General features: G+C 46.4%; 25 protein-coding genes. 6 read left to right on the forward strand and 19 right to left on the reverse strand.

Annotation, left to right across the window (positions count from 1 at the left end; translation table 11 throughout):
- The first annotated feature begins 11 nt into the window (after positions 1 to 11).
- Positions 12 to 593, forward strand: a complete 582-nt coding sequence (locus ACQ4XT_RS17825) for a YgjP-like metallopeptidase domain-containing protein (protein WP_446854833.1) — start codon at positions 12 to 14, stop codon at positions 591 to 593.
- A gap of 40 nt (positions 594 to 633) precedes the next feature.
- Here the strand turns inward: ACQ4XT_RS17825 and zupT are convergent, their stop codons facing one another.
- Positions 634 to 1,440, reverse strand: a complete 807-nt coding sequence (gene zupT, locus ACQ4XT_RS17830) for a zinc transporter ZupT (RefSeq protein ID WP_446854834.1) — start codon at positions 1,438 to 1,440, stop codon at positions 634 to 636.
- Between the two features lie 216 nt (positions 1,441 to 1,656).
- Positions 1,657 to 2,322 (reverse strand): SIMPL domain-containing protein, encoded by a 666-nt coding sequence (locus ACQ4XT_RS17835; protein WP_446854835.1) that lies wholly within the window; start codon positions 2,320 to 2,322, stop codon positions 1,657 to 1,659.
- Between the two features lie 125 nt (positions 2,323 to 2,447).
- Between ACQ4XT_RS17835 and ACQ4XT_RS17840 the strand changes: the two genes are divergently transcribed.
- On the forward strand, positions 2,448 to 3,905 hold the full coding sequence (locus ACQ4XT_RS17840; RefSeq protein ID WP_446854836.1) for a flavin monoamine oxidase family protein: 1,458 nt from the start codon (positions 2,448 to 2,450) through the stop codon (positions 3,903 to 3,905).
- A gap of 104 nt (positions 3,906 to 4,009) precedes the next feature.
- Here the strand turns inward: ACQ4XT_RS17840 and ACQ4XT_RS17845 are convergent, their stop codons facing one another.
- Together ACQ4XT_RS17845 and ACQ4XT_RS17850 are read right to left on the reverse strand one after the other, a co-directional pair.
- Positions 4,010 to 5,164, reverse strand: coding sequence for a S1C family serine protease (locus tag ACQ4XT_RS17845; RefSeq protein WP_446854837.1), 1,155 nt, complete (start codon positions 5,162 to 5,164; stop codon positions 4,010 to 4,012).
- Between the two features lie 11 nt (positions 5,165 to 5,175).
- Positions 5,176 to 6,327, reverse strand: a complete 1,152-nt coding sequence (locus tag ACQ4XT_RS17850) for a zinc ribbon domain-containing protein (protein WP_446854838.1) — start codon at positions 6,325 to 6,327, stop codon at positions 5,176 to 5,178.
- Positions 6,328 to 6,543: 216 nt separating this feature from the next.
- On the opposite strand from ACQ4XT_RS17850, the gene ACQ4XT_RS17855 reads away from it, so the two are divergent.
- Both ACQ4XT_RS17855 and ACQ4XT_RS17860 read left to right on the forward strand, forming a co-directional pair.
- A complete protein-coding gene (locus tag ACQ4XT_RS17855) occupies positions 6,544 to 6,693 on the forward strand; it encodes a hypothetical protein (protein WP_446854839.1) in 150 nt (49 codons plus the stop codon).
- Between the two features lie 75 nt (positions 6,694 to 6,768).
- Positions 6,769 to 7,263 carry a 3D domain-containing protein gene (locus tag ACQ4XT_RS17860; RefSeq protein WP_446854840.1) on the forward strand — a complete coding sequence of 165 codons (495 nt, stop codon included), beginning with the start codon at positions 6,769 to 6,771 and terminating at the stop codon, positions 7,261 to 7,263.
- Between the two features lie 160 nt (positions 7,264 to 7,423).
- Here the strand turns inward: ACQ4XT_RS17860 and ACQ4XT_RS17865 are convergent, their stop codons facing one another.
- Positions 7,424 to 7,660, reverse strand: coding sequence for a hypothetical protein (locus ACQ4XT_RS17865; RefSeq protein ID WP_446854841.1), 237 nt, complete (start codon positions 7,658 to 7,660; stop codon positions 7,424 to 7,426).
- Between the two features lie 704 nt (positions 7,661 to 8,364).
- Between ACQ4XT_RS17865 and ACQ4XT_RS17870 the strand changes: the two genes are divergently transcribed.
- Positions 8,365 to 9,612 (forward strand): YeeE/YedE family protein, encoded by a 1,248-nt coding sequence (locus tag ACQ4XT_RS17870; RefSeq protein WP_446854842.1) that lies wholly within the window; start codon positions 8,365 to 8,367, stop codon positions 9,610 to 9,612.
- Between the two features lie 328 nt (positions 9,613 to 9,940).
- Here ACQ4XT_RS17870 and ACQ4XT_RS17875 read toward each other — a convergent pair whose 3' ends face one another.
- The 6 genes from ACQ4XT_RS17875 to ACQ4XT_RS17900 form a co-directional block, all read right to left on the reverse strand.
- Positions 9,941 to 10,045: a putative holin-like toxin gene (locus ACQ4XT_RS17875; protein WP_146813494.1), complete on the reverse strand. Its 105-nt coding sequence runs from the start codon at positions 10,043 to 10,045 to the stop codon at positions 9,941 to 9,943.
- Positions 10,046 to 10,665: 620 nt separating this feature from the next.
- Positions 10,666 to 11,061, reverse strand: a complete 396-nt coding sequence (locus ACQ4XT_RS17880; RefSeq protein WP_446854843.1) for a secondary thiamine-phosphate synthase enzyme YjbQ — start codon at positions 11,059 to 11,061, stop codon at positions 10,666 to 10,668.
- Between the two features lie 4 nt (positions 11,062 to 11,065).
- On the reverse strand, positions 11,066 to 12,034 hold the full coding sequence (dapF, locus tag ACQ4XT_RS17885) for a diaminopimelate epimerase (protein WP_446854844.1): 969 nt from the start codon (positions 12,032 to 12,034) through the stop codon (positions 11,066 to 11,068).
- A gap of 75 nt (positions 12,035 to 12,109) precedes the next feature.
- Positions 12,110 to 14,134 carry an iron ABC transporter permease gene (locus ACQ4XT_RS17890; RefSeq protein ID WP_446854845.1) on the reverse strand — a complete coding sequence of 675 codons (2,025 nt, stop codon included), beginning with the start codon at positions 14,132 to 14,134 and terminating at the stop codon, positions 12,110 to 12,112.
- Between the two features lie 14 nt (positions 14,135 to 14,148).
- Positions 14,149 to 15,159 (reverse strand): ABC transporter substrate-binding protein, encoded by a 1,011-nt coding sequence (locus ACQ4XT_RS17895; protein ID WP_446854846.1) that lies wholly within the window; start codon positions 15,157 to 15,159, stop codon positions 14,149 to 14,151.
- Between the two features lie 202 nt (positions 15,160 to 15,361).
- Positions 15,362 to 16,183: a helix-turn-helix domain-containing protein gene (locus ACQ4XT_RS17900; protein WP_446854847.1), complete on the reverse strand. Its 822-nt coding sequence runs from the start codon at positions 16,181 to 16,183 to the stop codon at positions 15,362 to 15,364.
- A gap of 390 nt (positions 16,184 to 16,573) precedes the next feature.
- Here ACQ4XT_RS17900 and ACQ4XT_RS17905 point away from each other — a divergent pair, with 390 nt between their 5' ends.
- Positions 16,574 to 16,870, forward strand: coding sequence for a spore morphogenesis/germination protein YwcE (locus ACQ4XT_RS17905; RefSeq protein WP_446854848.1), 297 nt, complete (start codon positions 16,574 to 16,576; stop codon positions 16,868 to 16,870).
- A gap of 25 nt (positions 16,871 to 16,895) precedes the next feature.
- Here the strand turns inward: ACQ4XT_RS17905 and ACQ4XT_RS17910 are convergent, their stop codons facing one another.
- From ACQ4XT_RS17910 to ACQ4XT_RS17945, 8 genes are all read right to left on the reverse strand, one after another.
- The gene (locus ACQ4XT_RS17910) at positions 16,896 to 17,102 is read right to left on the reverse strand and encodes a cytochrome C oxidase subunit IV family protein (protein WP_146813506.1); all 207 of its coding nucleotides are present in this window, start codon (positions 17,100 to 17,102) and stop codon (positions 16,896 to 16,898) included.
- A 20-nt stretch (positions 17,103 to 17,122) separates the two neighbouring features.
- Entirely contained in the window at positions 17,123 to 17,497 is a 375-nt protein-coding gene (gene qoxD / locus ACQ4XT_RS17915) for a cytochrome aa3 quinol oxidase subunit IV (RefSeq protein ID WP_146813508.1), read from the reverse strand.
- 1 nt (position 17,498) lies between these two features.
- Positions 17,499 to 18,104 carry a cytochrome aa3 quinol oxidase subunit III gene (gene qoxC / locus ACQ4XT_RS17920; protein WP_089651036.1) on the reverse strand — a complete coding sequence of 202 codons (606 nt, stop codon included), beginning with the start codon at positions 18,102 to 18,104 and terminating at the stop codon, positions 17,499 to 17,501.
- A gap of 1 nt (position 18,105) precedes the next feature.
- Positions 18,106 to 20,049, reverse strand: coding sequence for a cytochrome aa3 quinol oxidase subunit I (qoxB, locus tag ACQ4XT_RS17925; protein WP_446854849.1), 1,944 nt, complete (start codon positions 20,047 to 20,049; stop codon positions 18,106 to 18,108).
- Between the two features lie 24 nt (positions 20,050 to 20,073).
- Positions 20,074 to 21,021 (reverse strand): cytochrome aa3 quinol oxidase subunit II, encoded by a 948-nt coding sequence (gene qoxA, locus ACQ4XT_RS17930; RefSeq protein WP_446854850.1) that lies wholly within the window; start codon positions 21,019 to 21,021, stop codon positions 20,074 to 20,076.
- Between the two features lie 429 nt (positions 21,022 to 21,450).
- Positions 21,451 to 22,485: a zinc-binding dehydrogenase gene (locus tag ACQ4XT_RS17935; RefSeq protein WP_446854851.1), complete on the reverse strand. Its 1,035-nt coding sequence runs from the start codon at positions 22,483 to 22,485 to the stop codon at positions 21,451 to 21,453.
- A 103-nt stretch (positions 22,486 to 22,588) separates the two neighbouring features.
- Entirely contained in the window at positions 22,589 to 23,029 is a 441-nt protein-coding gene (locus tag ACQ4XT_RS17940; protein WP_446854852.1) for a GyrI-like domain-containing protein, read from the reverse strand.
- A 194-nt stretch (positions 23,030 to 23,223) separates the two neighbouring features.
- Positions 23,224 to 24,420 (reverse strand): hypothetical protein, encoded by a 1,197-nt coding sequence (locus ACQ4XT_RS17945; protein ID WP_446854853.1) that lies wholly within the window; start codon positions 24,418 to 24,420, stop codon positions 23,224 to 23,226.
- Positions 24,421 to 24,652: the final 232 nt, after the last annotated feature.

Genomic DNA, 24,652 nt, shown 5'->3' on the forward strand with positions numbered 1-24,652 from the left:
AGGAGAGCGCCATGCCGACCCTGACTATTGGAGAGGAAACCATAGCTTATACTGTAGAGAGGCAGGACGTCTCTTTTATTAAAATCTACCTTGATGATTTGAATGGAGTAAAAGTGACTGTATCCCCTCATAAAGAGGAAGCAAAAATCCAGGCGTTCGTTGAGAAGAAGGCGGACTGGATCCTGGAAAAATGGCAGCAAACGCACGAGGATTTATATGCCGTTGATTCTCTTACTGCTTCCGATCACGCAAAGATCGTTTACCTTGGCCGCTCCTATCGGCTGAAGATCGAACATCAGGAGGAAGCCCGCTTTGCTTTTCAAAAAGGAACCTTCCTTTTTGCTTATCCTGAAAAATGGACAGAGGAAGAAGCGAACGGACACCTACGAAGAGAGGTGAACGATTGGCTGTTCCGTAAGGCGAGCGAAAAATTTCCGACACTGTCCGATTGGAAAATCGACGCAGCAGACGACCAGGTGAAGCTTGGCATGAAAGAGGATGATCACATTCACCTCAACTGGCGGCTGATCCAGAGGTCCAAACAGAAAATCCAAAAGGCCATCGAAGACCTTATCCATGAAAAAACGTGTTAACAAAAAATGCCCGGCAGGCCTATACCTGCTGGGCATTTTTTTATATGAATAAGAGGAGGCTCAAGGCCATGACGGCCATACCGGCAACGACTCCATAAATCGATAAATGCGCTTCTCCGTATCTTCTGGAAGCAGGAAGCAGTTCATCCAGGGAAATGAAGACCATGATCCCTGCCACTCCTGCAAATAAAATACCAAACATCATGTCGTTCAAGAACGGCATCAACAATAGATAAGCTAAAATGGCACCCACCGGTTCAGACAAACCACTCAGGAAAGAGAGTTTGAACGCTTTTTTCTTATCTCCTGTCGCATAGTACACGGGCACAGATACCGCAATCCCCTCTGGAATGTTATGAATCGCAATCGCAGCAGCAATGGCTAACCCAAGTGCCGGGTCGTTCAAGGCTGCCGTAAATGTCGCGATTCCTTCAGGAAAGTTGTGAATCGCAATGGCGAGCGCTGTGAACGTTCCCATCTTCAATAAATCAGGATCTTTCACGGCTGTTTCCCGTTTCGCCATGTCTTCCACCTTTTTCACTTCGTGAGGGTTCCCTGATTTCGGTATGAATTTATCAATGAGTGCGATGACAATCATTCCTCCGAAGAAGGCGCCGACCGTCGTCCACTGACCTGCTTCGTTCCCCATCGCATCCACAAGTGAATCCTGTGCTTTAAAAAAGATTTCCACCATAGATACATAGATCATAACCCCCGCTGAAAAACCAAGCGCAAGGGAAAGGAACTTCGTGTTCGTCGTCTTTGCAAAAAAAGCGATCAAACTTCCTACACCTGTGGCTAATCCAGCAAGTAAGGTAAGTCCGAAAGCCAATAACAAGTTTTCCATTGTACCTCTCCTTCATTTCGACCATTTTCTCTAAGCATATTGTAACGAAGGTTTTTCCTTAGAGCAACTTTTTTAGTTCCAGTTATATTTTATGAGCCCATAAAATAAGTGCTACACATTATTCTCAACTTTTATATTCATATTTAGCGCCTTCCGTGCATAATCTATCCTTTTTTGCCTATAAAAAAACCACCCTCCGTTCAGGAAAGTGGTGACTTACGGTAAATATTGAAAATGGGCTTCCACCCTGGCGACGGTTTCCAGCGTCCCCGGCTCAATCGGAGTGGCGGTCGCTCCGAGCACATCAGCCTTTTGAAAGCTTTGTACAGGAACTGCGGGCGTGGTACCAATTTCGATGATTTTGACAGGCGTCTGATCCAAATTCAATCCCATAGTATTAGCGATCGTCTGTGCGTTGGCTAACGCGTTCCCGAGCGCGATTTTTAACGCTTCCTGATAATTTTGATACGGATCACTCACCGTAAATGCAATACTCGAGATCCGGTTCGCCCCAGCGGCTACTGCTGTATCAATGATATAACCCGTTTGACTCACATCGTCAACCGTCACTTTCAGGGTGTGGGTCACTTGATAGCCGCGGAACTCCTGCTTGCCATCCACATAATCATACTCAGGGAAAATGAAATAGTCCGCCGTCTGAATGTTTTCTTCCGGAATGCCGGCAGCAATCAGCTGTTGGCGGACGTTTTCCATCGTTCGGGCATTTTCCTGCTGCGCTTTTTCCAGGTTTATATCTTTTGTCACGACTCCGATGTTCACATTCGCAACATCCGGCCGCACTTGAACTTTACCGACACCATTAACCTTTAGAAGTCTTCCTTCGCCTTCTCTTCCTACCTGTCGCATACCAGGATAATACATCTCACATCTCCTCCTTTTTTATTTAATGAAACAGGGGCTCGGATTATGTCCTTCCTCCAGATAAGGATTTCTCCCTATACTTTTTTTTCCATTTTTTGAATAGATAGTAAAAGGGGGTGGCGTCGATGCATCGTGTCTATGAAGAAAGTGTGAAAGAATATAAATCCTATATTCTCGAGGGGTTACCCAAATTCGGGCAGAAAAAACGGATTCTGATCTTAGGTGCGGGTATGTCCGGCCTTGTCGCCGGATCACTTTTGAAGAACGCCAGCCATGACGTCGTTATTTTAGAAGGAAACGATCGCGTGGGCGGGAGGGTCCATACCGTCCGGGAACCTTTTTCAAACGGAAACTACATAGACGTGGGTGCGATGAGAATTCCGAAAAATCACCAGTACGTCCAAACGTATATTGATAAGTTCGGGCTGTCGACCAATACCTTTATTAACTCTAAACCCAATGACCTTTTGATGATCAATGGTCAACAGGTGTTCCGTTCGCAATACCAAAAAAATCCTGACCTTTTGCAATACCACCTCCTCCCGCACGAACGGGGAAAAACCGCCAAGCAATTGTTTCTTGACGCTGTTCAGCCGTTCCTGGACCTTTACCGTAAAAGTTCAGATCAGGAAAAAAAGAAATTGGAGGATCAATTTTCTAATTTTTCGATGGGGGAATATTTGAGAAACAACCCTTACGGACCTTCGATGTCCAATAACGCTGTCCGTTTGATCAAAGTTGTACTCGGCATTGAAGGTTTTCCTGAGTTTTCTTTTCTCGATATTTTAATTGATATCACGTTCCCCATCTTTAATGGCGATACAGAATTTGTAGAAATTCAGGGTGGAAATGATCGGCTTCCCCATGCTTTTCTTCCCGACTTGATCGATAATATTTATTTTGAACAAAAAGTGACGAAGATCGTCCACAACCATGACCGCGTGACCGTTCATACGGAAGACCAGCGCTTTTCAAAACCATCCTGTTGGAGTGGTGATTTTCTGCTGACGACCATTCCTTTCAGTGCTTTTCAATTCATTGACGTCTTTCCCCACGGCTGTTTATCACAAAAGAAATGGCAGGCCATCCGGGAGGTCATTAACGTACCTGCCGTGAAGATCGGCATCGAGTTTAACACCCGTTTTTGGGAAAGGTATCCGGTCGGCAACCTCATTTCCGATTTGCCGATCCGCTTTGCTTATCAGGCCAGCCATCATCAGGGTATGCCTGGGCCCGGCATTCTCCTGGCCAGTTACACTTGGGGGCAGAATGCTCTTCTTTTTAACAGCCTCAGTCAAAAAGAAGCGACGAAACAAGTCCTTGAGAATCTCGCTCGTGTGTACGGAAACGTCGTATATGAAGAATATATGCAGAGCGTGGTTTACAATTGGAGCCAAAACCCGTTCTCCGCCGGATGTTTCACCTTGTTCACTCCAGGGCAGAGCCGGGATCTTGAAGAAGTGATGCCCCTTCCAGAAGGACGGATCCACTTTTCCGGAGAACAAACGTCCTCCTACCACGGATGGATTGAAGGAGCTGTAGAATCCGGCATTCGTGCCGCTAAAGAGATCAATGAACGGTGATCGGGGTACCTGGCATCACAAGGACCCTCCAGGGTGCCAAACTTACCGTCCACCCATAAAAAAATCCCCTTCCACGTTTCCATGTGGAAGGGGATTTTTCATTCTTAGGATGCTTCTTTCTCTTCAGTACTCAGCTCTTCCCCAGAGCCGCTCCAAATTTTGACGGATTGGTTTTCTTTTTTGACAGGATAGACGACTTTGTATTTCTTCATCTGCACTTCGCCATCCACCGTTTCTTCAGCGGTGAGGAAAGCGGTGACTTCGACCTTATCGCCCTGCGGATCTGCAACAAGGTTATCCACTTTCACACTGAGCGTATTGTTGTAGCCGGATCGGAAATCTTCAAACGAAATATCCTCCTGCCAGCTTGCGCTAAGCAGCGAATAAGCCGTGACGAAATCGCCTTGATTGATGCTGTCGTAGAAATACTGCACCATATAGCTCGCCTGCTCGGCATCTGTCCCTGTCACAGGTGAGTACACCTCCCCTGTAAGCTCCGGAAATTCCGGAAGGGAGCGCATCGGAGACTCACTCCAGCGCTTCACCATTGGCACTACATCGGCAACCGGAATGCTGAACCCGATCGATTCGTCATCCATTTTTGCGGAGTTGATGCCGATCACTTCCCCGGTTTCCCTGTCAAGAAGAGGGCCGCCACTGTTTCCTGGTGAGATCGGTGCGGAGATCTGATATAAATTTTTGTAATGGAAAGGCTCGATGTCGAGTGTCCGTTCAAGTCCGCTGATTTCCCCGCGCGTGACGGTATTTTGCAGCCCGAGCGGACTTCCGAGAGCCAGCACTTCATCGAGAAGTTCGGCTGAATTTTCCTCTCTGATCGGCAGTGGATCTTTCCCTTTCAAGCCGGGCACCCGTACAACAGCCACATCGATGTCGCGGCTGAGGCCGATCACGTCGCCGGGCATTTTTTTCCCGTCTGATGTAATGACATTGACACTCTCTGTATTCGCAACGACGTGCGCGTTCGTTATGATATCTCCTTGATCATTGTACAAAAAACCTGAGCCGACCGAACCATCTTCGAGCTCTAATTGCACAACTAACTTCTGTGATTCAAAAATGATCTCCTGTGTTTCTTTCGGTACTTCTCCCTCTTCGTCATCCTCAGCCGGCGGTTCATTTAAAACAGCCGAAACCGTTACGTCCTTTTGAACGGTATCCATCACGTAGAAAACGCCTGCGATCCCGCCCCCGAGTATCAGAAGAGTGGCGAGAAGGCTGATGATCCAAGAGCGTTTCATCTTCCATCCCCCTATTCTACGAGCCACTCCATCTCTGTCATTTCGACGGAGTATTCTCCTTCTTCTAATTCATAATGTACTTTTTCAAAAGTCCCCTGATCTCCCGGGTTCATATAGTTCGGAAAAACTTTCACAGATTCAGAGCGGACGACCTTCCCTTCTTTATCGAGGATGTCATACTTCACAGTCACCGTACTGATGATCTGGGTCGCCACACTTTTCAGAGCACCCTTCACTTTATAATCGCCGAACTCATCTTTTGTTATCGAAAGATCTTCGACTTCAAGTGCCTGGGTCTGGTTCCGCAGTTCATCCTGGGCAGCCTGCTGCATCGCATTTTCCAGCCTCTGTTGTTCCGCTTGTTCGAAGGCTGTTTTCTCCTGTTGGATCCGTTCCTTCAACTGAATTAATTTTTCATCATTGGAAACGTACTGCAGCCCCTGGTCGATGATGGCAATCGCTTCGGCATAGCGCTTTTCACCTGCTGCCGCTTCTGCCTTTTTCGTCGATTGGTTCACGATTTTTTCAAAAATTTTATCCCGGACTTTGGAGGCTTCCTCCAAGTTGAGGCCGGATAATGTATTCAGTTTGGCTGCGAGTTCATCCACATCGGTAATCTTGGAAAGTTCCTGATTGATTTCCTTCAATGTCAATCTGGAATCCATTTCATTCATTTTCGGAACAAGGGTCACAAGCAGACGGCTGTCTTCCTGTCGCAAAGACTTCTGGATGGCCGAAAGCTTCTCACTCGCTTTTTTCAATGAATCTTCTTCAATCCATTGGCCGACCGTCTCAAGCTCCTGATCCCAGGTCAATGCTTCCTGCACTGATCCTAGTTCCTGCTGAAGAGCCTCGATCTCCGGCCTGCGGTCAATCGCTCCGACGAGCAGTTTTTCCGCTTTCCGGTACTCTCCGGCAAGGGCTTCCTGCTCCGCTTCATTTTTCATCGCCACCACTTCGGTGTTTACATCTTTTTGATAGTCATAAACAAAATAAAGGGCTACCCCCATTACGACAAGCATGATGAAAGGCGTAATGATTGGCAACCACGATCGTTTAGCCGTGCTATTCTGTTCAGGTGTTCGCTTCAAGTTCTTACCGCATTGAGAACAGTAACGAGCACCGTCATCCATCACATGCTTACAATGAGGACATTCAGTCATGGTCCCGTCCTCCTTTTCTATCACTTTCATAATTCTGGAATCTCTAAGAATCCTTATCTATTATAGCATGCCATACACTGGATGAGTAAACGACATAGGTCCCTTTTTTATAAAAAATTTCCGTATGCAGGATAAGCGCACGGCCCGTTCTTATTTGTCCGCATAAAATGATATATCTTAAACCCGAGAGGAGGGTCCTCATGTCGAATCGTCCTAATGAAAATAAGCCGAGCAGAAAGCCCTCAAAACCGTGCTGCGGACGTAAACGCAAAGGAACGTCCCGCTGAAAATAACCGGAGCCGCCGGAGGTTAGCGGCTCTTTTTCAAAAAGGTGTCATTTGTCACATGAATGTAATCATTTTGTAGGCATTTTGTCTTTGTCTATCGTCATAATGGTTGTTACAATGGGCGAAGTGAAACATTGAAAGGGGACATCTACTTATGAAAAAACGTCTATTTTCCCTTCTTCTTTTGCCTATGATGATCATTGGCCTTGCCCTTCCGGTTTCTGCCGATGAAGTGGACAAGCCTGCTCAAAATATAGAAACGAAATCGCTCTCGTTAGATAAGAAAACAAAAGACCTCGAACGTTTTCCTGAGAAAGAAAAGAAAGCCGTCACAGCATCTGCAGAGAAAGATGACGTCAAGCGCACGGTGGCTGTAGAAGCGACTGCCTACACAGCCTTTTGTGAAGGATGCAGCGGCGTTACGTACACAGGCATCGACCTTCGTGCCAATCCGGACCAGAAAGTGATCGCCGTCGACCCGAATGTCATCCCTCTTGGTTCTACAGTCCGCGTACCGGGCTATGGCACAGCCGTCGCTGGTGACATTGGCGGAGATATTGAAGGTCACCGCATCGACCTCTTTATGGAACAGGAAAAAGACGCCTTCGATTACGGGCGCCGTCAAATAGAAGTTGAGATTTTGAATTAAACTCTTCCTTTAAGGGAGAGTTTTTTTATTGTAAAAGCACTTTTAGGATCACTCCACATTCTCTTTCTGGACAGTCCGATCTGCTGTACTGAAGAGCACCTCCTTCGCGCCCCTGTATAAAAAAACGCAGCTTCCTTTTCACAGGAAAGCTGCGCATTTTTTAATCTCTGCTGAACCTTGTTTTCTTTGCACACTTGTCTAAATAAAAACTTTCAACCCCACTGGTATGGAGTGCGACGCCATCTTCCAAAAACCACCATGTACCTTTGTCTAACTGCTTCGTGATGAACTCAGAAGCTTCGCGTTCATTCATTTCTTCGCTCAATTCCAGGTCATGCGTCACGACACGCTTACTGTCCAGCAGGAAAATCACGTGCCACTCTTTTTTCGTTGCCATATAAACCACTCCTTTTCCTATATGTAACTTACTATTACTTACCCACCTGCTTTTTAGTTTAATCTTAAAATTAAAACTCATACATCTTTTTCAGCGGACATAGGTATAGGAGTCTGTGCGTTTCCGTCTTTTTACGGTGTTTTTGGATGATGAAGTTCTGCTGCTTGTTATATTAGCAGCTTTCGCAATTATATTAGCAGGTTCGGTGAATATATTAGCAACTTTCCTGCATTTATTAGCAGGTTCGATAAATATATTAGCGACTTTCCTGCATTTATTAGCAGGTTCGGTAAATAGAAGCCACCTCCTCCCTTAATAACTGCTGCAACGTCCTTGAAACAACAAAAAAGCCACGCCGGAAGCGTCGCTTTCGATCAGTCTTTATGTAGGGGGAGGTGCGCCAGATGTACGCCAAGAAGTTCTTCGATTTGCTTTCCCACAAACAAAGAAAAACCAGCGAGTGACATATGAGCGAGCGACAGGTATAAGACATCCCTCCAATAAGTGTTTTAGGTCGTCCTGTCTACACATTTATTTTACCACTTGTCCTCATTGAATCATGTTAATTCTACGTAAAGACTGATCTTTGTTCTCTTTGTACAACCATTGTATGCAAGATCATTTACAAATAGACGAGTCTTCGTTACAATATCAAAAGTTCATTTAATAATAAGTAAACAAATCGGATTTAGGAGGAATAAAACATGCTACAACAGACGGCCCAGCAGACGGCCGAAGAAAACAACCGTTCGACCGTTGTCGCTCCATTAGATCCGGTACAAAAACCATTCGTATGGATCGGAGCGATATTATCGCTGCTTTTATTTATAACGATTGTATCTGTCACCACCTTCACACAAGGCGTATTATTCCTGATCGGCCTTGCTTTCGGACTCGTGCTTCTTCACGCACGGTTCGGTTTTACTTCCGCATTCAGACGGCTGATCTCTGTCGGGAATGTGCAGGGACTTCAAGCGCATATGTTGATGCTTGCTGTTGCGACAACACTTTTTGCTATTATTTTAGGAACAGGATTCAGCTTTACAGGTAACGCACCTCAAGGGTATGTGTTCCCTGTCGGCATCAGCGTCGTCTTCGGTTCCTTTATCTTCGGCATCGGCATGCAGCTCGGCTCTGGCTGTGCATCCGGAACGCTTTACACTGTAGGTGGAGGTAAATCTTCCATGATCCTCACGCTGCTCGGTTTCATCGGAGGATCCGTACTTGGTGCCTACCACATCGGATTCTGGCGTGAAACACCGACACTTCCAGCCATTTCATTAGCAGAGTCTACAGGGTTCGGCTACTTAGGCGGCTGGATTTTGCAGCTAGCGATTTTCCTTGGCATCTACGGTATCACTGTTAAAGTAGCCCGGAAAAAGAACCCGCCGAAAATGGCACCACTTAAAACAACGACCGGATTGAAAAAATTGTGGCGCGGTGCGTGGCCGCTGCTTCTTGCTGCTGTAATCCTGGGCGTATTGAACGCCATCACCCTTGCGGTACGTGGCAATCCTTGGGGCATCACTTCCGCCTTCGCGCTTTGGGGATCCAAGTTCATCCAGATGTTCGGCGTCGATGTCGCGAGCTGGACGTACTGGTCCAATGATCCGGCGCCACTCAATCAAACCGTTCTTGCCGATTCCACAAGTGTCATGAACTTCGGCATCATCCTCGGTGCCTTCATCGCGGCAAGCTTCCAAGGCAACTTCAAGCCTGGAAAAATCAAACCAGGCATTGGAGTAGCCTCCATCATCGGCGGTGTGCTCATGGGCTATGGTGCCCGCCTTGCGTTCGGTTGTAACATCGGCGCATACTTCGGCGGCATCGCTTCCTTCAGCCTTCACGGCTGGGTATGGATGATCATGGCGCTCGCAGGAACCTACCTCGCTCTGTTCCTGCGCCCGATGTTCGGTATGAAAAACCCGAACCCGAAAGATTCCATCTGCTAAATGAAAACCTCCAGCTTGCAGGCTGGAGGTTTTTTATGCTCTGTTGATAAATAGAATAATCAGTTGATATTTACCTGCTTTTCATTAATATATTGGAGATTTAACCGATATATTTTAAATTCAGCCGATATCCTAGACGTTCAGTTGATAGGTCTGCCCAAACCATCCACCTGTTTCTTTTTCAAAAAATGTGGTATGATAAGAGCAGATAAAGGATACACATAAGAAAAGGACCACAGCTGGCACTGCGGTCCTCCCGGATCAGCGCTTCAGCCAAAGGGCGCAGCCTTAAAATAGACTCACCCGCATTCACGTCAGAATAGGGAGTCTATTTTTTTATGCGTAAAATCGCGACAACTAAGCCGAGAACGGACACGATGAACGAACTGAACGCGATCATCACCATCAACGATTCATACATACTCAGAGGCATCACCCCCTTTGCTGTGGGGTTAGCCGACACCCTATTCAATTGGCGAAAAGCGTGATCCACTTGTAATTATACCATGTCCTTCCACGGAATCAGACAGGCTTTTTGGACTATCCGTTCTTCCACGATCGCTCCCTATTCTTGAAGGCTCAGTTTCGAGACGTTTGTGCGATTCTAGGGGATCCGTGAAACAGTCCGCTTTCATGGGGCGGGCGGTGAGCCTCCTCAGGCTGCGCCTTCCGTGGTCTCACCTGGCCCACACGTCACATAGGAGTCTCACTGTTCCCCTCCACCCCTTTACCATATAAGTGTCTCGAAATCACTTCTGGAGTAAGCAGCTTTCCAGCTTGATGGAAGTGTGAGCGTTAAACGTCTACCCTATGTATACTTGAATTCTGAAAGCTTGTTATAGATGACTTTATGCTTATAACAGCGGGTAAACAGTACCTCTAAGCAAAGGGGTGGTCGGGAAACTGCGGGACTCCCGCCGTCAAGCGAGTAGCTTCCCGACCACCCCTGACACTCAACCAAGGCAACGAACCCCGAAAACATCTCAAAACGGAGTCTTCCACAATCCTGTCATAACCTAAAAAAGGAAGGCACTGAAGTACCTTCCTTTCCTCTTATAACAACTTCCCAACGAACTTCCGGCTTCTCGGCCCATCGAACTCACAGAAATAAAGCCCCTGCCACGTCCCAAGCACAAGCCGTCCATCTTCCACAAGCAGCGTCTGGGCATGTCCGACGGTGCTCGTTTTCATATGGGCTGCTGTGTTTCCTTCCGCGTGGCGGTCTTCCGGATGGTCCCATGGATACACTTCACGGAAGCGGCGCAGCATATCTGTCTTCACGTCAGGATCGGCGTTCTCATTCACCGTCAGACCTGCCGTCGTGTGCATCGACTGCACAACGACAACACCGTCCTTGACGCCCTCTTCTCTGATCCAGTCCTGAACTTGACTGGTTACATCAATCATTTGATCATGGTGATCGGTTTTCACATGAAATGTCTTCAACATATCCTCAACCTCCGATTTCTGAAGCGGCAAACGCTTCTAGTTTTTCATAGGTCGCATTTTCTTCTTCAAAAAATTGTTTGTCGGAAACTTCAAAGGTACGGGCTTCCAAATCGATGTCGACCTCTGCTTGATAGACATTGGTTCCATTCCCACGCAGCTGGATGGAGAAACGTCCGTCGGCCTTTTCTACGACACAGTTGACGAGCCCCCCTTTATTGATGACGACGATCGGTGAATCCAGTTCATTCGGGCCAAGAATCGTCGATACGAGCGAAGAAGCACTCATCGCGGTTCCACAGGCATTCGTCAAGCCAACCCCGCGCTCAAACGTCCGGACGAAGATTTTGTTTTTATCTAACACCTGGACGTAGCTCACGTTCACACCGTTCGGAAAAACATCCGGCAGATTGTTCGCCTTTTTCCCAACCACAAGCAGCTCCTCCTGATCGACGGAATCGACGATGCTCACGATATGCGGGTTGGGTACGCTTAAGGCTGTGAATGTGCGTGTCTCAGACAGCTCTGGAATTTTCACATCCACGGCTTCTTCCCCGGCCGCTTTCATCGGCAGAGACTCGACCTCGAAGCTGACAGGCTCAATCATAACGGAGAACGTATCGATCTCCGGGAAAATTTCCTCCACTTGTGAAACCGGCAGGACGGCTTTTTCTGTTTCAATCGCGATTTCCTTTTTCCCGAGTTTCTCAATCATATGTCGCGCCACACAGCGCAGGCCGTTGCCGCACATTTCTGCTTCCGTGCCGTCTGAGTTGAACATCCGCATCCGGCCTTCTGCTTTTTCACTCGGCATCACAAAAAGAATGCCATCCGAACCAATCCCCTTTTTCCGGTCACACAATAATAATGAGAGCTCCTCACGGTCTTTTTCTGAAAAACTCACAGCGTTTTCAATCTCATCGATCAGGATGAAATCGTTCCCCGATCCATGGCATTTGATGTATGGAATCTTCATAGTCCAACTCTCCCCTGGCGTTCATTTTTTCATTATCATAGCATACATACGCGTAAAAAAAGAAGCGTGTGACCGTTAAGCCGCACGCTTTTTCATCAACCATAAAAAGTAAGGCGCACCAATCAGGGCAACGAGGATCCCTGATGGAATTTCATTCGGCGCAAGCAGGGTCCGGCTGAACAAATCAGCGACGACCAACAGCACACCGCCGATCAACATTGTGACAGGCAGGAGCTTCTGATTGACGCTTCCGACAAGCAGTCGTGCCAGGTGCGGCGCGATCAGGCCGACGAAGCCGATCGAACCCACAGCAGCCACACTGCAGGCGGCAAGGAGTGTAGCGATCAACGCCATTTGGAAACGGACATTCACGACACGAAGTCCGAGTCCTTTGGCCGTATCGTCTCCGAGCGACAGGACATCGAGCGTTTTAATGTAAAACGCAAGGAGCGGGATGAACAACAAGACCGGCCAGATCAAGTACTGCAGCAGTTCACTCCATCCTTTGGCATAGGTCGTTCCGGAAAGCCATGTCAACGCAGAAGCCACGCCAATATCGGCCTGAACGACCATGATTTGAATCAGCGCCGAACCGAACGCCGACATCCCGATTCCGAGCAAGGCAAGCACGGTCGGCTGGAATTCCGCTTTAGCTCCTAAGGCCATAACGACAATGAAGAACACCAATGCCCCAGCCATCGCCCCAACTGGAATCCAAACGGCCGACACACTGAACCAGTACATTGTCATCAACGCACCGACGCCGGCACCGGAAGTGATTCCGATTACGGATGGGTCAGCAAGCGGATTCCGCAACACGCCTTGGAAAATGAGACCACTGACTGCGAGAACCGCCCCACTGAATAAAGCGACAAGCGCGCGAGGCAGTCTCAAGTCTACGATCAAACCTTGAAGGAAGGTGTTCGCTTCCCCGAAGAACGCGTTATAGGTAACCAGCGGCTCAAATCCGTAGTTTCCGGAAGCAAGGCTGACGAGCAGCGTAATCGTAATAAGCGCCAACAGTAAGGGTAGCAATTTTTTCATAGACAAGGCAGCGGAATTCTTCCCTGCCATAATTGCCCCACTGTCCTGGCTGCCTGTCCGCTTCATCCGCATCACAAGCCATATGAGCCACGGCGAACCGACAAGGGCGGTGATCGCTCCGACCGGAAGTTCATTGAAGGACGGATCGATGACGCGGGCAAGGACGTCCGCTAAGAGAAGCACGTTGCCTCCCCATAAAAATGATCCTAAGATGAGCGGCAGGTGGGCACGGTAACCGATCAGCTTAATCAAGTGCGGCGCGACAAGTCCGACGAAGCCGATCGGTCCGACGATACTGACGGTCACGCTCGTCAAAAGCACGGCGGCGATAATCGTCACGACTTTAACGCTGCGCACATTCTGCCCGAGCGCTGTCGCGACATCGTCTCCGAGGGTCAATGTGTCAAGTTTGCTCGAGTAGATCATCGTCACGATTACACCAACGATAATCACAGGAAGTGAAAACGTGACGCCACCCCAGTCGTTCTGAATCAGTGTCCCTGAGCCCCACAAAAACAGTCCCTGCGTTTCATTTTCATAAAAAATCTGCAGGACGGACGTGAGCGCGGAGAATAAGAAGGTAACGATCATCCCGGCAAGCACCATCCGGACAGGCGTGGCATCAGAACCGCCGGATAAGACGTAAACGAATAGAAATGTCAGAATACCGCCGAGAAAAGCGGTCATGATTCCATTGCCGACCATAGCGGCTGGCAGAAAGATCGTTGTCACGACAACCGCAAAATACGTTCCGGAATGAATGCCGAGTGTACTTGCAGACGACAACGGGTTTTTCGTAACCGTCTGCAGAATCACACCGGATACGGCAAGCGCCCCGCCGGCAATGATGCCCATTACAGCTCGCGGCAGCCTGAGTGTACGGACCGTATGATGCTGCAGCGTATCCTGAGGATTAAAGATCGATTCAACTACGACACCCAGTGGGATTTCTACATTCCCTTGATTGATATGTATAAATGTTAAAAGACACAACAACGCGGTCCCACCTCCGAAGGTGAGAACCGCAATCATTGTGTTCTTAAGCGTAGAATTCATAACATCCACTCACTTTATTTTTCTTCAAGTGCTGCGTTCACCACTTGTTCAGCTAAGACTTCTGCGGATAGCGGTCCACCGAATGTCCAGGCATCGCCTGGCATTTGATACGTACGATCTTCTTTTACGAACGCAAGGTTTTCCCATACCGGATTTCCAGCCAGCTGATTTTTGAAAATGTTGTCTTCTTCCTGCACGATGTAGAAGAAGTTGGAGTCCTGATAGTTTTGCAGCGCTTCGACGGTTGTTTCCGTGTAGCCGTAAACTTCAAGCTTTTCAGACTCATAATCGTTCTTCATGCCCATGCTGTTCATGATTTGTGCGACCATGGAGTTGTCTGTGAACAAACGAAGCGTTGGCGTATCCTGCATCGTAAACGCTTGAGTGATCACATAGTTCATGCCATCTTTCCCTGCCTCTTCCAAGCGGGCCTGCTGCTCTTTGAATGTCTTCTCCATATCAGAAAGGACTTGTTTAGCTTTGTCCTCTTTATCAACGATTTTCGCCATCGTATTGAACTCTTCTTTCATATTCTTGAACTGATCCTGTGCTGCTTCTTCAGAATATGGGGCAAACATGACTGTTGGAGCGATGCTTTCCAAATCCTCTTTGATGGCATTGTGGCGGAAATCAACACCAATGATCAAATCAGGGTTCAAACGGGAGATCGCTTCCAGGTTCGGCTCCTGACGTGTACCTACATCTTCCACATCTTCGCTGAATGGAATACCGACATTAACCCAGTCTCCATACTGATCAAGACCAGCGACACCAACCGGCTCCATGCCAAGCGCCTGAAGGTTTTCCGCGTACGTCCATTCTAGAACTACGACTTTCTTCGGTGTTCCTTCGATCGTCTGCTCTCCGTTCGCGTCTTCAATCGTAACCGAACGCGTCTCTTCTTCTGTTGTTTCTTCTTCCTGATTTTCTGTTTCTTCACTCTCTGAACCTTCCTCAGATCCGCCACCGCAGGCAGCTAAAACGACAAGCCCAAGCATAAGGGCATATAACCAAAACTTCTTCATGTTCGACATCCTTTCACCCGTTTCTATTATGTAGAACCTTAGATCAATCGCTTCATCTTTATACCCTTTTATAAAATTTCAACGAATGATAAAGATTCTCATTATCATTACAATCATTATCCTACCTCAGACTCAAATTTCTGTCAATGAAAACTTTTCTCAATTAAGGAGCTGTGGAACGTTGGGGGTGCTCTTGCTACGTTTATGAATCCATTTCCTCCAACCAGTCATAAAAAATCAATCCTTTCCGGGACACAAAGCCTTCCTTCCGCACCTCCTGTTTAAACACTTCCATTAGTCCACCATAAAAATAGCGCAGCAATTCGGTACGCACCATCCCATTTTTATAAGCAAAAACCGCCTGCCTGAACGTCTCATTGATCTTATCCGAATAATGCTCGACCGGTTGTTCCAGCTTCCATTGTTTACACGCACTCTGGACCGTCCGCCAAGCTGGTAACACCTGCTCCACGCCTACGAATGGCAGAGAAGTTTCAATAAACGAAGCAGGAATGAACGAAGGCAGAAACGATGCATCAAACGGTACAACTTTACTAATAGAAGATTTTCTCTGTTTTTTCTCTGTTTCGGGTGTAGATTCGGCTGCTTGAGGGTTGTCCTGTCGGGGAGTAGCCGTTTTATGTGGGGTGTCAGGAAGGGTGTCATGTGGGGTGTCATCACAGGGTAAAAAAAGATCCGGCTGCGGGAGGAACACGAGCAGGTTGCCCCCCTGCCGTCCATTCGGTTTTTTCGTTACGACTTTTTCAATCAGTTTCTCGGTCACGAGGCATCTTAATGCACGAACCACGGTGCTCTCACTCAAACCCGTCCCTTTTACGATTGTGGCTCTTTTAGGAAAAGCAACACCCGGAAACTTGACGGCATGACGCCAGATGAACGTGAGTACCTTGAGCGTCCCTTCTGACAAGGCTGCCTTTCTTTTGAATAAAAAACTGCGCACATGCAGATCAAGCTCTTTTTTATCTTTGAAGCGCTGATGCTCCTTGAAGCTGTTCCAATCCATATTTCTTCCACTCCTATTTTACAGTCTCAAACTATAATCGATAGAAGTGACAGTTTGGTGTCTAAGAAAATGAACGTTTTCATAAAATTTAGAGTTCAGACAGTTTTGATTGGCTTTAGGTCACTTTCAAGCTGCGTTAAGTCACTTTGTCTAATTGTTAGGGCACTTTCCCGCGACGTTAAGTCACTTTGACTCCCTGCCCGGGCACTTTCACACATAGCCACACATCCGAAACCTCCGAAAAACCTGTTTAAACAAGCCTCAAATCGGTAATTCTAAAATTGTCGGCCCAATTTATGAACATTTTGTGTCCAAAGTGCGAATTTTTTGTTACAATAAGATCAAAGAAAACGTTTACATTAAGGAAACATCAATAAGGAGATGATTTTCATGGGTGCGATCGTAATGTTCTTGATTTTGGCGACAGTGGCTCCATTTCTATTCTTACAAGCGAAAAAGATGGCTTTCGCCGTCGCTCAATCGATTCTGCTCATCGGCATGTGGTTGTACTTTTTCCAGGTGACGATGTACTCAGATCCAGGCGTACTCTCCATCACATGGTCGATGTTCTATCTCGGTTTGATCGGCGCACACGTCGCCTGGGTGATGTTCATCGTGGCAACGGTGAAATCAAGCCCTGGTTACAAAGAAAGTTTAACCAAAGAAAAAGAAACGCTCCTTTCCTGATTTCAGGAAAGAAGCGTTTCTTTTTTTAATCTCTCGGCTGCAGTTTGTACAGTTGGATCATCGCCTGTACGAAACTGAAGCCTGTCAGAATATATAAAACAAATTTAGGGTCATAGGAGGAATAAAGCGCTCCACCCAATGAAAAAGCCGTCAGCAGTATGCAAAGAACGAATCCAACTAAATCTTTCCACGGCCATCCGGCCTCCATCGGCATGTTTTGTTTTTGTTCCATCCTGATAACCCCCATTTGTTTTAGTGACCGCTATGGTCTTCTGAATGCTGTTCTTCGTGCTGTTGATTCTCGCCCATATCTCCGTGGTCTCCATGGTCATGCCCGAAGGACATAACGAACAGGGAGCCTGCGACAAGGATACCAGCAAGTGCGAAGCCGTGGAACATCATGTTCCATGGGACATGTCCATTTCCGCTTGAAGCTTCCGTGACGTGCATGAACATGAACAATTGAACGCCCGCCTGCAAGAGAGCCAGAATCATGATGCCGATGATGACCCATGTGACAGGCAGATCGGATTGAATCGCTGCCCATGCGGCCACCAGCGTCATGACGAGTGACAAGATGAATCCAATGACGTGATTCATCGGTACGCGTTTTTTAGAATCGGCCATATTAAATCACCATCCCAATCAGATAGACACTCGTGAAGATGAAGATCCAAATGACATCAAGGAAGTGCCAGTATAAGCTGATGATAAAGAATTTACGGCTTGTGACGTTCGTCAGTCCACGCTGCTTGATTTGGATCAAGAGCAGAATCGCCCAGCCGATACCAAGCGTAACGTGCAGTCCGTGTGTTCCGGCAAGGATGAAGAACGCAGACCAGAAAGCACTGGACTGGATCGTCGCCCCTTCATGTGCATAGTGAACGAATTCGTAAATCTCAAAGCCAAGGAATCCAAGACCAAGAGCCAGCGTAATGACCATCCAAAGGATCAGCCCTTTGACCGATCCTCTTCTCATTTCGTGAATCGCAAGTCCACATGTGAAACTACTTGTCAAAAGCAGGAAGGTCATGACAAGGACGATGCCGGGTTCAAACAATTCGCTTGGCAGCGGTGCATCAGCCGTACGACCGAACAACACCGCATACGTTGCGAAAAGAGTGGCGAAGAGGACGACTTCGGCTCCAAGGAAAATCCAGAAGCCCATGATGCCCATCTGACCTTCTTGGGTGCGATATTCTAAAGGACCTGTTTTCAGTTCTTCCGCAGCCATATCATAACCCCCTCGCTTTTTTCTCTGTTCGTTTGATTTCTTCCACCGGTACATAATACCCGTCGTCATAATCGAAGGAACGGCGGATCATCATGAATACGGCACCGATCAATCCGAAGACTGCGACATACATCCATTCGAAGACGAGACCGAAACTGGCAAGTCCAAGGAGAGCCATCATGATGAACGGCTGGCCTGTGTAACTTGGCATGTGAATCGGCTTCACTTTGTCTTCTTCAAACGTCGTCTTGCCTTCTTCTTTCATACGGATATATGGATCGATCTCATCCACATATGGAACCGTTGCAAAGTTGTAATAAGGAACTGGAGTCGTTGTCGCCCATTCAAGCGTACGGCCGTTTCCATTCCAGGAGTCGCCCGTTGCTTCGCGTTCGCTGTAACGGAAGCTGTAGTACACGTTGTAAACGAATACGATGAAACCAAGTCCCATTCCGAAAGCACCGACGGTTGAGATGACGTTCAAAGGAAGCCACTCGGCGACGTTCGTAATGAACAAACGACGCGGCATGCCGTCAAGGCCTAGGAAATATTGTGGGAAGAAGCAGACATGGAAGCCGAAGAAGAACAACCAGAATGCCCATCTACCCAAACGCTCGTTCATCTTGTGACCGAACATTTTCGGATACCAGAACACAAGACCTGCAAAGCAGGCGAATACGGTACCTGCGATCAGCACGTAGTGGAAGTGCGCGATCAGGAAGTACGAGTTGTGGAACTGATAGTCCGCTGCTGCCATACCGAGCATGACACCTGTGACACCACCAAGGATGAAACTTGGGATGAAGGCCAGGGACCAAAGCATCGGTACAGTGAACTCGATTTTCGATTTATATAAGGTCGCAAGCCAGTTGAAGATCTTCACTCCGGTCGGTACGGCGATCAACATCGTCGATATTGAGAAGACGGAGTTGACGAAGGCGCCGGCACCCATCGTGAAGAAGTGGTGGACCCATACTAAGAAACTAAGCAATGCAATGACGATCATCGACCAAACCATCACATTGTAGCCGAAGAGACGTTTTTTCGCGAATGTGGCGATGACTTCGGAGAAAATACCGAAGGCAGGAAGAATAACGATGTACACTTCCGGGTGGCCCCACATCCAGAACAGGTTCGCCCACATCATCGGCAGGCCTTCCCCTGTCAAAGTAAAGAATTGTGCACCGAAAATACGGTCAATCGTAAGTAGTGCAAGAGCTACTGTCAAAATCGGGAAAGCGAACACGATGATGAAACAAGTCACCAATGTCGACCATGTGAAGATCGGCATATGGAAAAGCTTCATGCCAGGAGCACGCATTTTCAAAATCGTGACCATCAGGTTGATTCCTGTAGCTAAGGTACCAATTCCTGATAGCTGCAGTCCCATGAGGTAGAAGTTTTGTCCAGGTCCAGGGCTCATCGCTGCTCCGGAAAGCGGCGTATAACTTGTCCACCCGGCATCCGGAGAACCTCCGATGACGAAGGAAATGTTGAAGAGCGCCATCCCGAAGAAGAAGGACCAGAAACTTAGTGCGTTCAAATATGGAAACGCGAAGTCACGCGCTCCGATCTGAAGTGGAACGATAATGTTCATGAGTCCGATCAAGAACGGCATCGCCATGAAAATGATCATGATCGTTCCGTGCGTTGTGAAAATTTCGTTATAGTGCTGGGAGTTCAAGAATCCCAAATCAGGAAATGCCAGCTGCACCCTCATCATCATGGCGTCGACGCCACCACGGAATAACATGAGAAGGGCACTTAAAATATACATGACACCGATTTTCTTGTGGTCAACGGTCGTTAACCATTCGCTCCAAAGCCATTTCCATTTCTTGAAATACGTCAGAATGAAAAGGAGGGCGAGACCAACTAAGGCCATCGATACCATGGCACCATAGATGATCGGTTCACCGGTGACTAGAATATCTGTAATGTGCATGTCTTCACCTGCTTTCTTTACGTTCTATTGGAAGCTTTCTTGTTTTTCGATTTCATATAAATGAAGCTTCTCTTTGAATTGTTCACGGTACTTATCGACGACGTACCCCATATCCTCTCTCGTATGGTGCTTCACATAATCCAGGTGTGTGTTGGAATAGGATTGTACGTCGGTCATCCCAGGTGCCAGCAGCTCATCGTAACGTTCTGCTGTCAGCTCTGGTGCTTCGTTTTTGATTTCCTCTGCCCATGTATTGAATTCTTCTTCGCTCTCGGCATAGACCTTGAACGTTTGAGCAGCAAAACCTTCCCCATTGAAGTTGGAGTTACGTCCATCGTAGACCCCTTCTTCATCGGCCTCTAGATACAATGTCGTCATCATACCGGCCATGTTGTACTTTTGACCGCCGAGTGCCGGAATCCATAGTGCTGACATCGAATCTGCGGATGACAGTCTGAATTCGATCGGACGATCGGTCGGAATGTGTAAGTAGTTCACGGTTTCAATATCCTGTTCCGGATAACTGAAGAACCATTTCCAATCCGCGGTTGTCGCATAAACAACGAGCGGCTCTTTCACCTCTTCACCAGCAGCGGGCTCGGGAGGCTTTTCCAAATCGAACAGTGTCGTAACCGTCGGTATGGATAATAGGACGACAATAATAATAGGAATAATCGTCCAGATGACCTCGATCGTCGTATTTCCATGCAAGTTCGGGTCATAGTCACTTTCTTTACGTCCCGGGCGGTTCTCACGGTACTTGATAATCATGTAGGCAAAGAGAGCAAACACGACAACAATGATTCCAAGCATGAACCAAAGGGAGTATACAATCAGGTCATATTGACTTTGAGCGACCGGCCCTTTGGGATCGAGCACAGTCATTTCCAACTGCCCGCACCCGCTTAAGAAAAGAATCAAGCCGAGCGGCAGCAAACCTAACCATCTATTGCGGAGATGTTTAGCTTTCATGAATCTTAACCCTCCTATCAATCTGTTAAATTATAAGTATAAAACTCGGAAACTAGGAGCTGTTATACGTATCAGGGCTTGACTGATTATATCAGATTTTGCGGAATTTGAAGTACAAGTTCACAACTTTGTCATACATCGTTCACGAACTTTTAATAAATCCGCCACATGATAGACGCTTTCAAGGAAATTACTAACAATTTAATAAAAATCAGGATGTGTGTTCAGGAAGGGATTGGCATTTCATAACGTCGAAAAAACAAGAACAACCGGGGATGGTGCGCTCTCCCATCTCCGTTCCCTTCCAGCAGGTGGAACAAAACCTCTTCCAGACATTCATGGCTTATAGAAGTTTCAACTTTTTAGAAAAATAAAGAACCTGTTTCACTATAAAAGTGAAACAGGTTCTCAGAATTGATGAAACACCTTTTATGGAAGAAGAACGATTTTTCCTTTTTTGCCCGATTCCTTGAAATACTGCTGCGCTTCCTTCGCTTCTTCTAAAGGGAAGGTACGATCGATCACCGGTTGTATTTTCTGTTCAGAAATCGCTTTTAACATGCGTTTGAATTCTTCCCGTGTACCTAAAACAGATCCATACATCGTGATGTGTTTCAAATAAAGGGTGCGGAAATCAAGTTCCGTCTTTTGCCCGCCGGAAGAGCCGGATGTACAAAATTTCCCGCCCTTTTTAAGTACCGTAAGAGCTGTGGAGAACAATGCATCACCAACAACGTCAAGGACCGTATCAATTGGACCGCCGTTGGCCTCTAAAATTTCATCCGCCAGGTTCTCGGATTTATAAGACAGGACATGTGTCGCTCCGAGTTCCTTCATTCTCTCTTCCATGCTCAAATCCCCGACGAGTGCGATGACGTCTGCTCCGAAGACTTTCGATGCGATCTGCACGTTCAGCGAGCCGACACCGCCGTTGGCACCTGTGACCATCACCGTTTCGCCTGGTTTCGGCTGCACTTGTTCGACCATATGCCAGGCGGTCATGCCACTCACGGAAAACACACAGCTATCTGTGTAATCTTCAAGCGGCATATCAAAGCAAAGCTCTGCCGGCCATACGACATACTCGGCATATCCGCCATCATACTCGGAGCCGATGAAAGACATGTCTTCTGAAATGTGTTCTTGTCCATCCGGACCACTGGACGTGAACGGAAACAGAACGACGTCTTTCCCTATCATTGTTTCATCCACTTGTCCGCCGACCTGGACGACTTTTCCGGTAATATCAGAACCCGGAGTACGCGGGAATTGAACGCCTTCCGGACGCCAGCCTGACTTGCCGCCTTGTCCATAAGCCCCTTCCCTCATCCAGATTTCTGTATTATTGATGGCACAGGCTTTCACCTGCACGAGCACTTCGTTTTCTTTCGGTTCTGGAGTCGGGATATCCACCAGCTTTAACTGATCGACATCGCCATACCCAGTCACTTGTACAGCTTTCATCTCAAGGCACCTCTTTCCGATTCGCTTTTCTCTCAACTAATATGCGACATTCATCATAAGGTTATGCAATGTTTTCATCAAGTGATTGGCTCACAGGATCTATTCAGGAACCGATCACTGGCAGAAAAACCTCGACCTCTTCCCCATTTTCCGTGGGGTGGTAAGTTTCTACAATATAGGAAAGCCAATCACGCGTGAGATTTTGTTCAGCTCTGAATTGGCCCACTTCCTTATAGAGGAGATTTACGTGATCGATGGACCCTTTTGCCGCGACATAGGTGCCGGAAACCTCTAAATACTCCATCCCTTTGGGAACATGGCTTGGCTTATCTCTTACCAGGATCCCTACATAATAATGACCTTCGAGATGACTGTCCCCCCATTTCGGCTCAAAGAGGGCGATTTCGATATTGGTATGATGTTCGATTTCCCTCGTCCGATGTAAAAGCTGTCTTGCAAATTCCGGGACTTCGGTTGCAAAATTTTCAAAAGCACCGTGGCCTTTAATGCCGACAATGCGAAAGGTGTGAGTGATTGTATGCATGGTGAAACTCTCCGTTCTGAAGAATCCGTTTTATCATTATCTAGAGTTTCTTCATTAACATAGTTGTGCTTAAAGTCTCTTATGAATTGATCCAGCACGCTTTACTAATTTTATCACTTTCGCCCACTTAAAATTGACGCTCACACTATAATTTTCTAATTATTTTAGTTTTTTATATGGGTTTCTAATTTTTTCTAGCTTTTGAGCCAGTCCATTGTTTCAGTTAGATCCTTGTCAATTATAGAATTACTACTATAACTATTTAATAATGGAGAGTCTAAATAGCTTTGAAGTTGGTAGTCATGCATAAAATCTAAATTCAACTTAAAATAGGGCACTGTTTCATGTAATTTTCTTGTAAAGGTATTAAACTCATTTGAAAACTGTAAAAAGTCCTCTTCTAAGTTCACCAAGTTACCTTCTAAATAAAACCCTAACACGTTAGGAAATTTTCCTATAAGGTTAATTTTTGAGTTCATATTAATTTGGAAGATAGTTGGATGCTGATCAGATATATCTCCTTTAGTTGTGGAAAATCCATTGCCACTACCAACTAATATTTTAGAAGATATTTCTGGTATTTTTTGAATTAAATTCCTATTTACATTTCCTTCTATGTGAGTTTCTAAAAATATACTTGCAGGACAATGGGTTAAGTCTTTCTCAGCCTTCCCCTTTTTAATCTCTCCCTTATTCGTATTAACTTTAAGACAAATGGAAGGCATCTTTTCATTTATAGGGTTTGCAACATCGGAAAAAGCCATTGTAGAAAAAGCGTTGGAACGAAATTGTTTTACTAGTTGATCAGGTAAAGTCCCTACTTTCCCTGTTAATTCAATATGTTTGTAACGATTCTTTACAATATCCTCTTGCCTTAAGAGAATAGGTATTGGCTTTGCATTCCTAGGGATATCAAATGTAGGGACATCTATTGGACCTGAAGTAAAAGCGTTTACACCTGGATAAGTAAAACCTTCAAAATCAAAAGGATATAAGAAAGCTAGCGAAAGAAGTCCATCTTCTGTTTGAACTGAAGGTATTTTACTAACAGGCAACTGGAAGGGTTTCCAACTCATATCTAGGACACGAGTCATCCTTCCCCCTTTTTCTTCCTCATTTATAGGGTTATTAACTTCAATGCTGTTAATATAACTCTTTGGTTTGTATAAATGTGCATAGTCAATTAAGATACCTTCTATTTTTACATGGTCTTGGTAATCAATTTTACTAGCTAAGAACCCCTCTAATAATTCTTCCCTGGACTCTACATTAATTTTAGTTTTCTTTTGATATATTTCTTTAACATTCATTCCTTCTGTATAAAGGGTTTTAACATCCCTATACCACTTTAACCCTTCTCTAATCATTCCAACTGACTCTAAAAAGCCCATCAGAAAACACCCCATTATACAATATCTTAATTTTATTATTCATAAATTTGCTAGAACGCATATTTCCTGTGAAGATTCAAAACAACACAATACTATTCGTGCCTTCTTTAGTCGTGATATTTTTTAAATATTCACTCAAGTATAGCATGATTCTGAAATTGTTTGAGTATCTAAAATGTAAAATCTGTTCGCCCCATTCTTAGGCGACCAGACCCTATATATTATCCTTAAA

This window comes from Halobacillus sp. 12SKB (assembly GCF_052941655.1).

What these genes read in the sequence shown, in the direction of transcription:
- qoxC (WP_089651036.1), bottom strand. Translation starts at nt 18,104, where the DNA reads ATGGCTGCGGAAGAACTGAAAACAGGTCCTTTAGAATATCGCACCCAA.
- ACQ4XT_RS17845 (WP_446854837.1), bottom strand. Translation starts at nt 5,164, where the DNA reads ATGAAACGCTCTTGGATCATCAGCCTTCTCGCCACTCTTCTGATACTC.
- zupT (WP_446854834.1), bottom strand. Translation starts at nt 1,440, where the DNA reads ATGGAAAACTTGTTATTGGCTTTCGGACTTACCTTACTTGCTGGATTA.
- ACQ4XT_RS17855 (WP_446854839.1), top strand. Translation starts at nt 6,544, where the DNA reads ATGAAAATAAGCCGAGCAGAAAGCCCTCAAAACCGTGCTGCGGACGTA.
- ACQ4XT_RS17880 (WP_446854843.1), bottom strand. Translation starts at nt 11,061, where the DNA reads ATGTTGAAGACATTTCATGTGAAAACCGATCACCATGATCAAATGATT.
- ACQ4XT_RS17895 (WP_446854846.1), bottom strand. Translation starts at nt 15,159, where the DNA reads ATGAAGAAGTTTTGGTTATATGCCCTTATGCTTGGGCTTGTCGTTTTA.
- ACQ4XT_RS17900 (WP_446854847.1), bottom strand. Translation starts at nt 16,183, where the DNA reads ATGGATTGGAACAGCTTCAAGGAGCATCAGCGCTTCAAAGATAAAAAA.
- ACQ4XT_RS17850 (WP_446854838.1), bottom strand. Translation starts at nt 6,327, where the DNA reads ATGACTGAATGTCCTCATTGTAAGCATGTGATGGATGACGGTGCTCGT.
- ACQ4XT_RS17945 (WP_446854853.1), bottom strand. Translation starts at nt 24,420, where the DNA reads ATGGGCTTTTTAGAGTCAGTTGGAATGATTAGAGAAGGGTTAAAGTGG.
- qoxB (WP_446854849.1), bottom strand. Translation starts at nt 20,049, where the DNA reads ATGCACATTACAGATATTCTAGTCACCGGTGAACCGATCATCTATGGT.
- ACQ4XT_RS17835 (WP_446854835.1), bottom strand. Translation starts at nt 2,322, where the DNA reads ATGTATTATCCTGGTATGCGACAGGTAGGAAGAGAAGGCGAAGGAAGA.
- ACQ4XT_RS17905 (WP_446854848.1), top strand. Translation starts at nt 16,574, where the DNA reads ATGGGTGCGATCGTAATGTTCTTGATTTTGGCGACAGTGGCTCCATTT.
- ACQ4XT_RS17870 (WP_446854842.1), top strand. Translation starts at nt 8,365, where the DNA reads ATGCTACAACAGACGGCCCAGCAGACGGCCGAAGAAAACAACCGTTCG.
- dapF (WP_446854844.1), bottom strand. Translation starts at nt 12,034, where the DNA reads ATGAAGATTCCATACATCAAATGCCATGGATCGGGGAACGATTTCATC.
- qoxA (WP_446854850.1), bottom strand. Translation starts at nt 21,021, where the DNA reads ATGAAAGCTAAACATCTCCGCAATAGATGGTTAGGTTTGCTGCCGCTC.
- ACQ4XT_RS17840 (WP_446854836.1), top strand. Translation starts at nt 2,448, where the DNA reads ATGCATCGTGTCTATGAAGAAAGTGTGAAAGAATATAAATCCTATATT.
- ACQ4XT_RS17940 (WP_446854852.1), bottom strand. Translation starts at nt 23,029, where the DNA reads ATGCATACAATCACTCACACCTTTCGCATTGTCGGCATTAAAGGCCAC.
- ACQ4XT_RS17890 (WP_446854845.1), bottom strand. Translation starts at nt 14,134, where the DNA reads ATGAATTCTACGCTTAAGAACACAATGATTGCGGTTCTCACCTTCGGA.
- ACQ4XT_RS17865 (WP_446854841.1), bottom strand. Translation starts at nt 7,660, where the DNA reads ATGGCAACGAAAAAAGAGTGGCACGTGATTTTCCTGCTGGACAGTAAG.
- ACQ4XT_RS17875 (WP_146813494.1), bottom strand. Translation starts at nt 10,045, where the DNA reads ATGCCTCTGAGTATGTATGAATCGTTGATGGTGATGATCGCGTTCAGT.
- ACQ4XT_RS17860 (WP_446854840.1), top strand. Translation starts at nt 6,769, where the DNA reads ATGAAAAAACGTCTATTTTCCCTTCTTCTTTTGCCTATGATGATCATT.
- ACQ4XT_RS17935 (WP_446854851.1), bottom strand. Translation starts at nt 22,485, where the DNA reads ATGAAAGCTGTACAAGTGACTGGGTATGGCGATGTCGATCAGTTAAAG.
- ACQ4XT_RS17910 (WP_146813506.1), bottom strand. Translation starts at nt 17,102, where the DNA reads ATGGAACAAAAACAAAACATGCCGATGGAGGCCGGATGGCCGTGGAAA.
- qoxD (WP_146813508.1), bottom strand. Translation starts at nt 17,497, where the DNA reads ATGGCCGATTCTAAAAAACGCGTACCGATGAATCACGTCATTGGATTC.
- ACQ4XT_RS17825 (WP_446854833.1), top strand. Translation starts at nt 12, where the DNA reads ATGCCGACCCTGACTATTGGAGAGGAAACCATAGCTTATACTGTAGAG.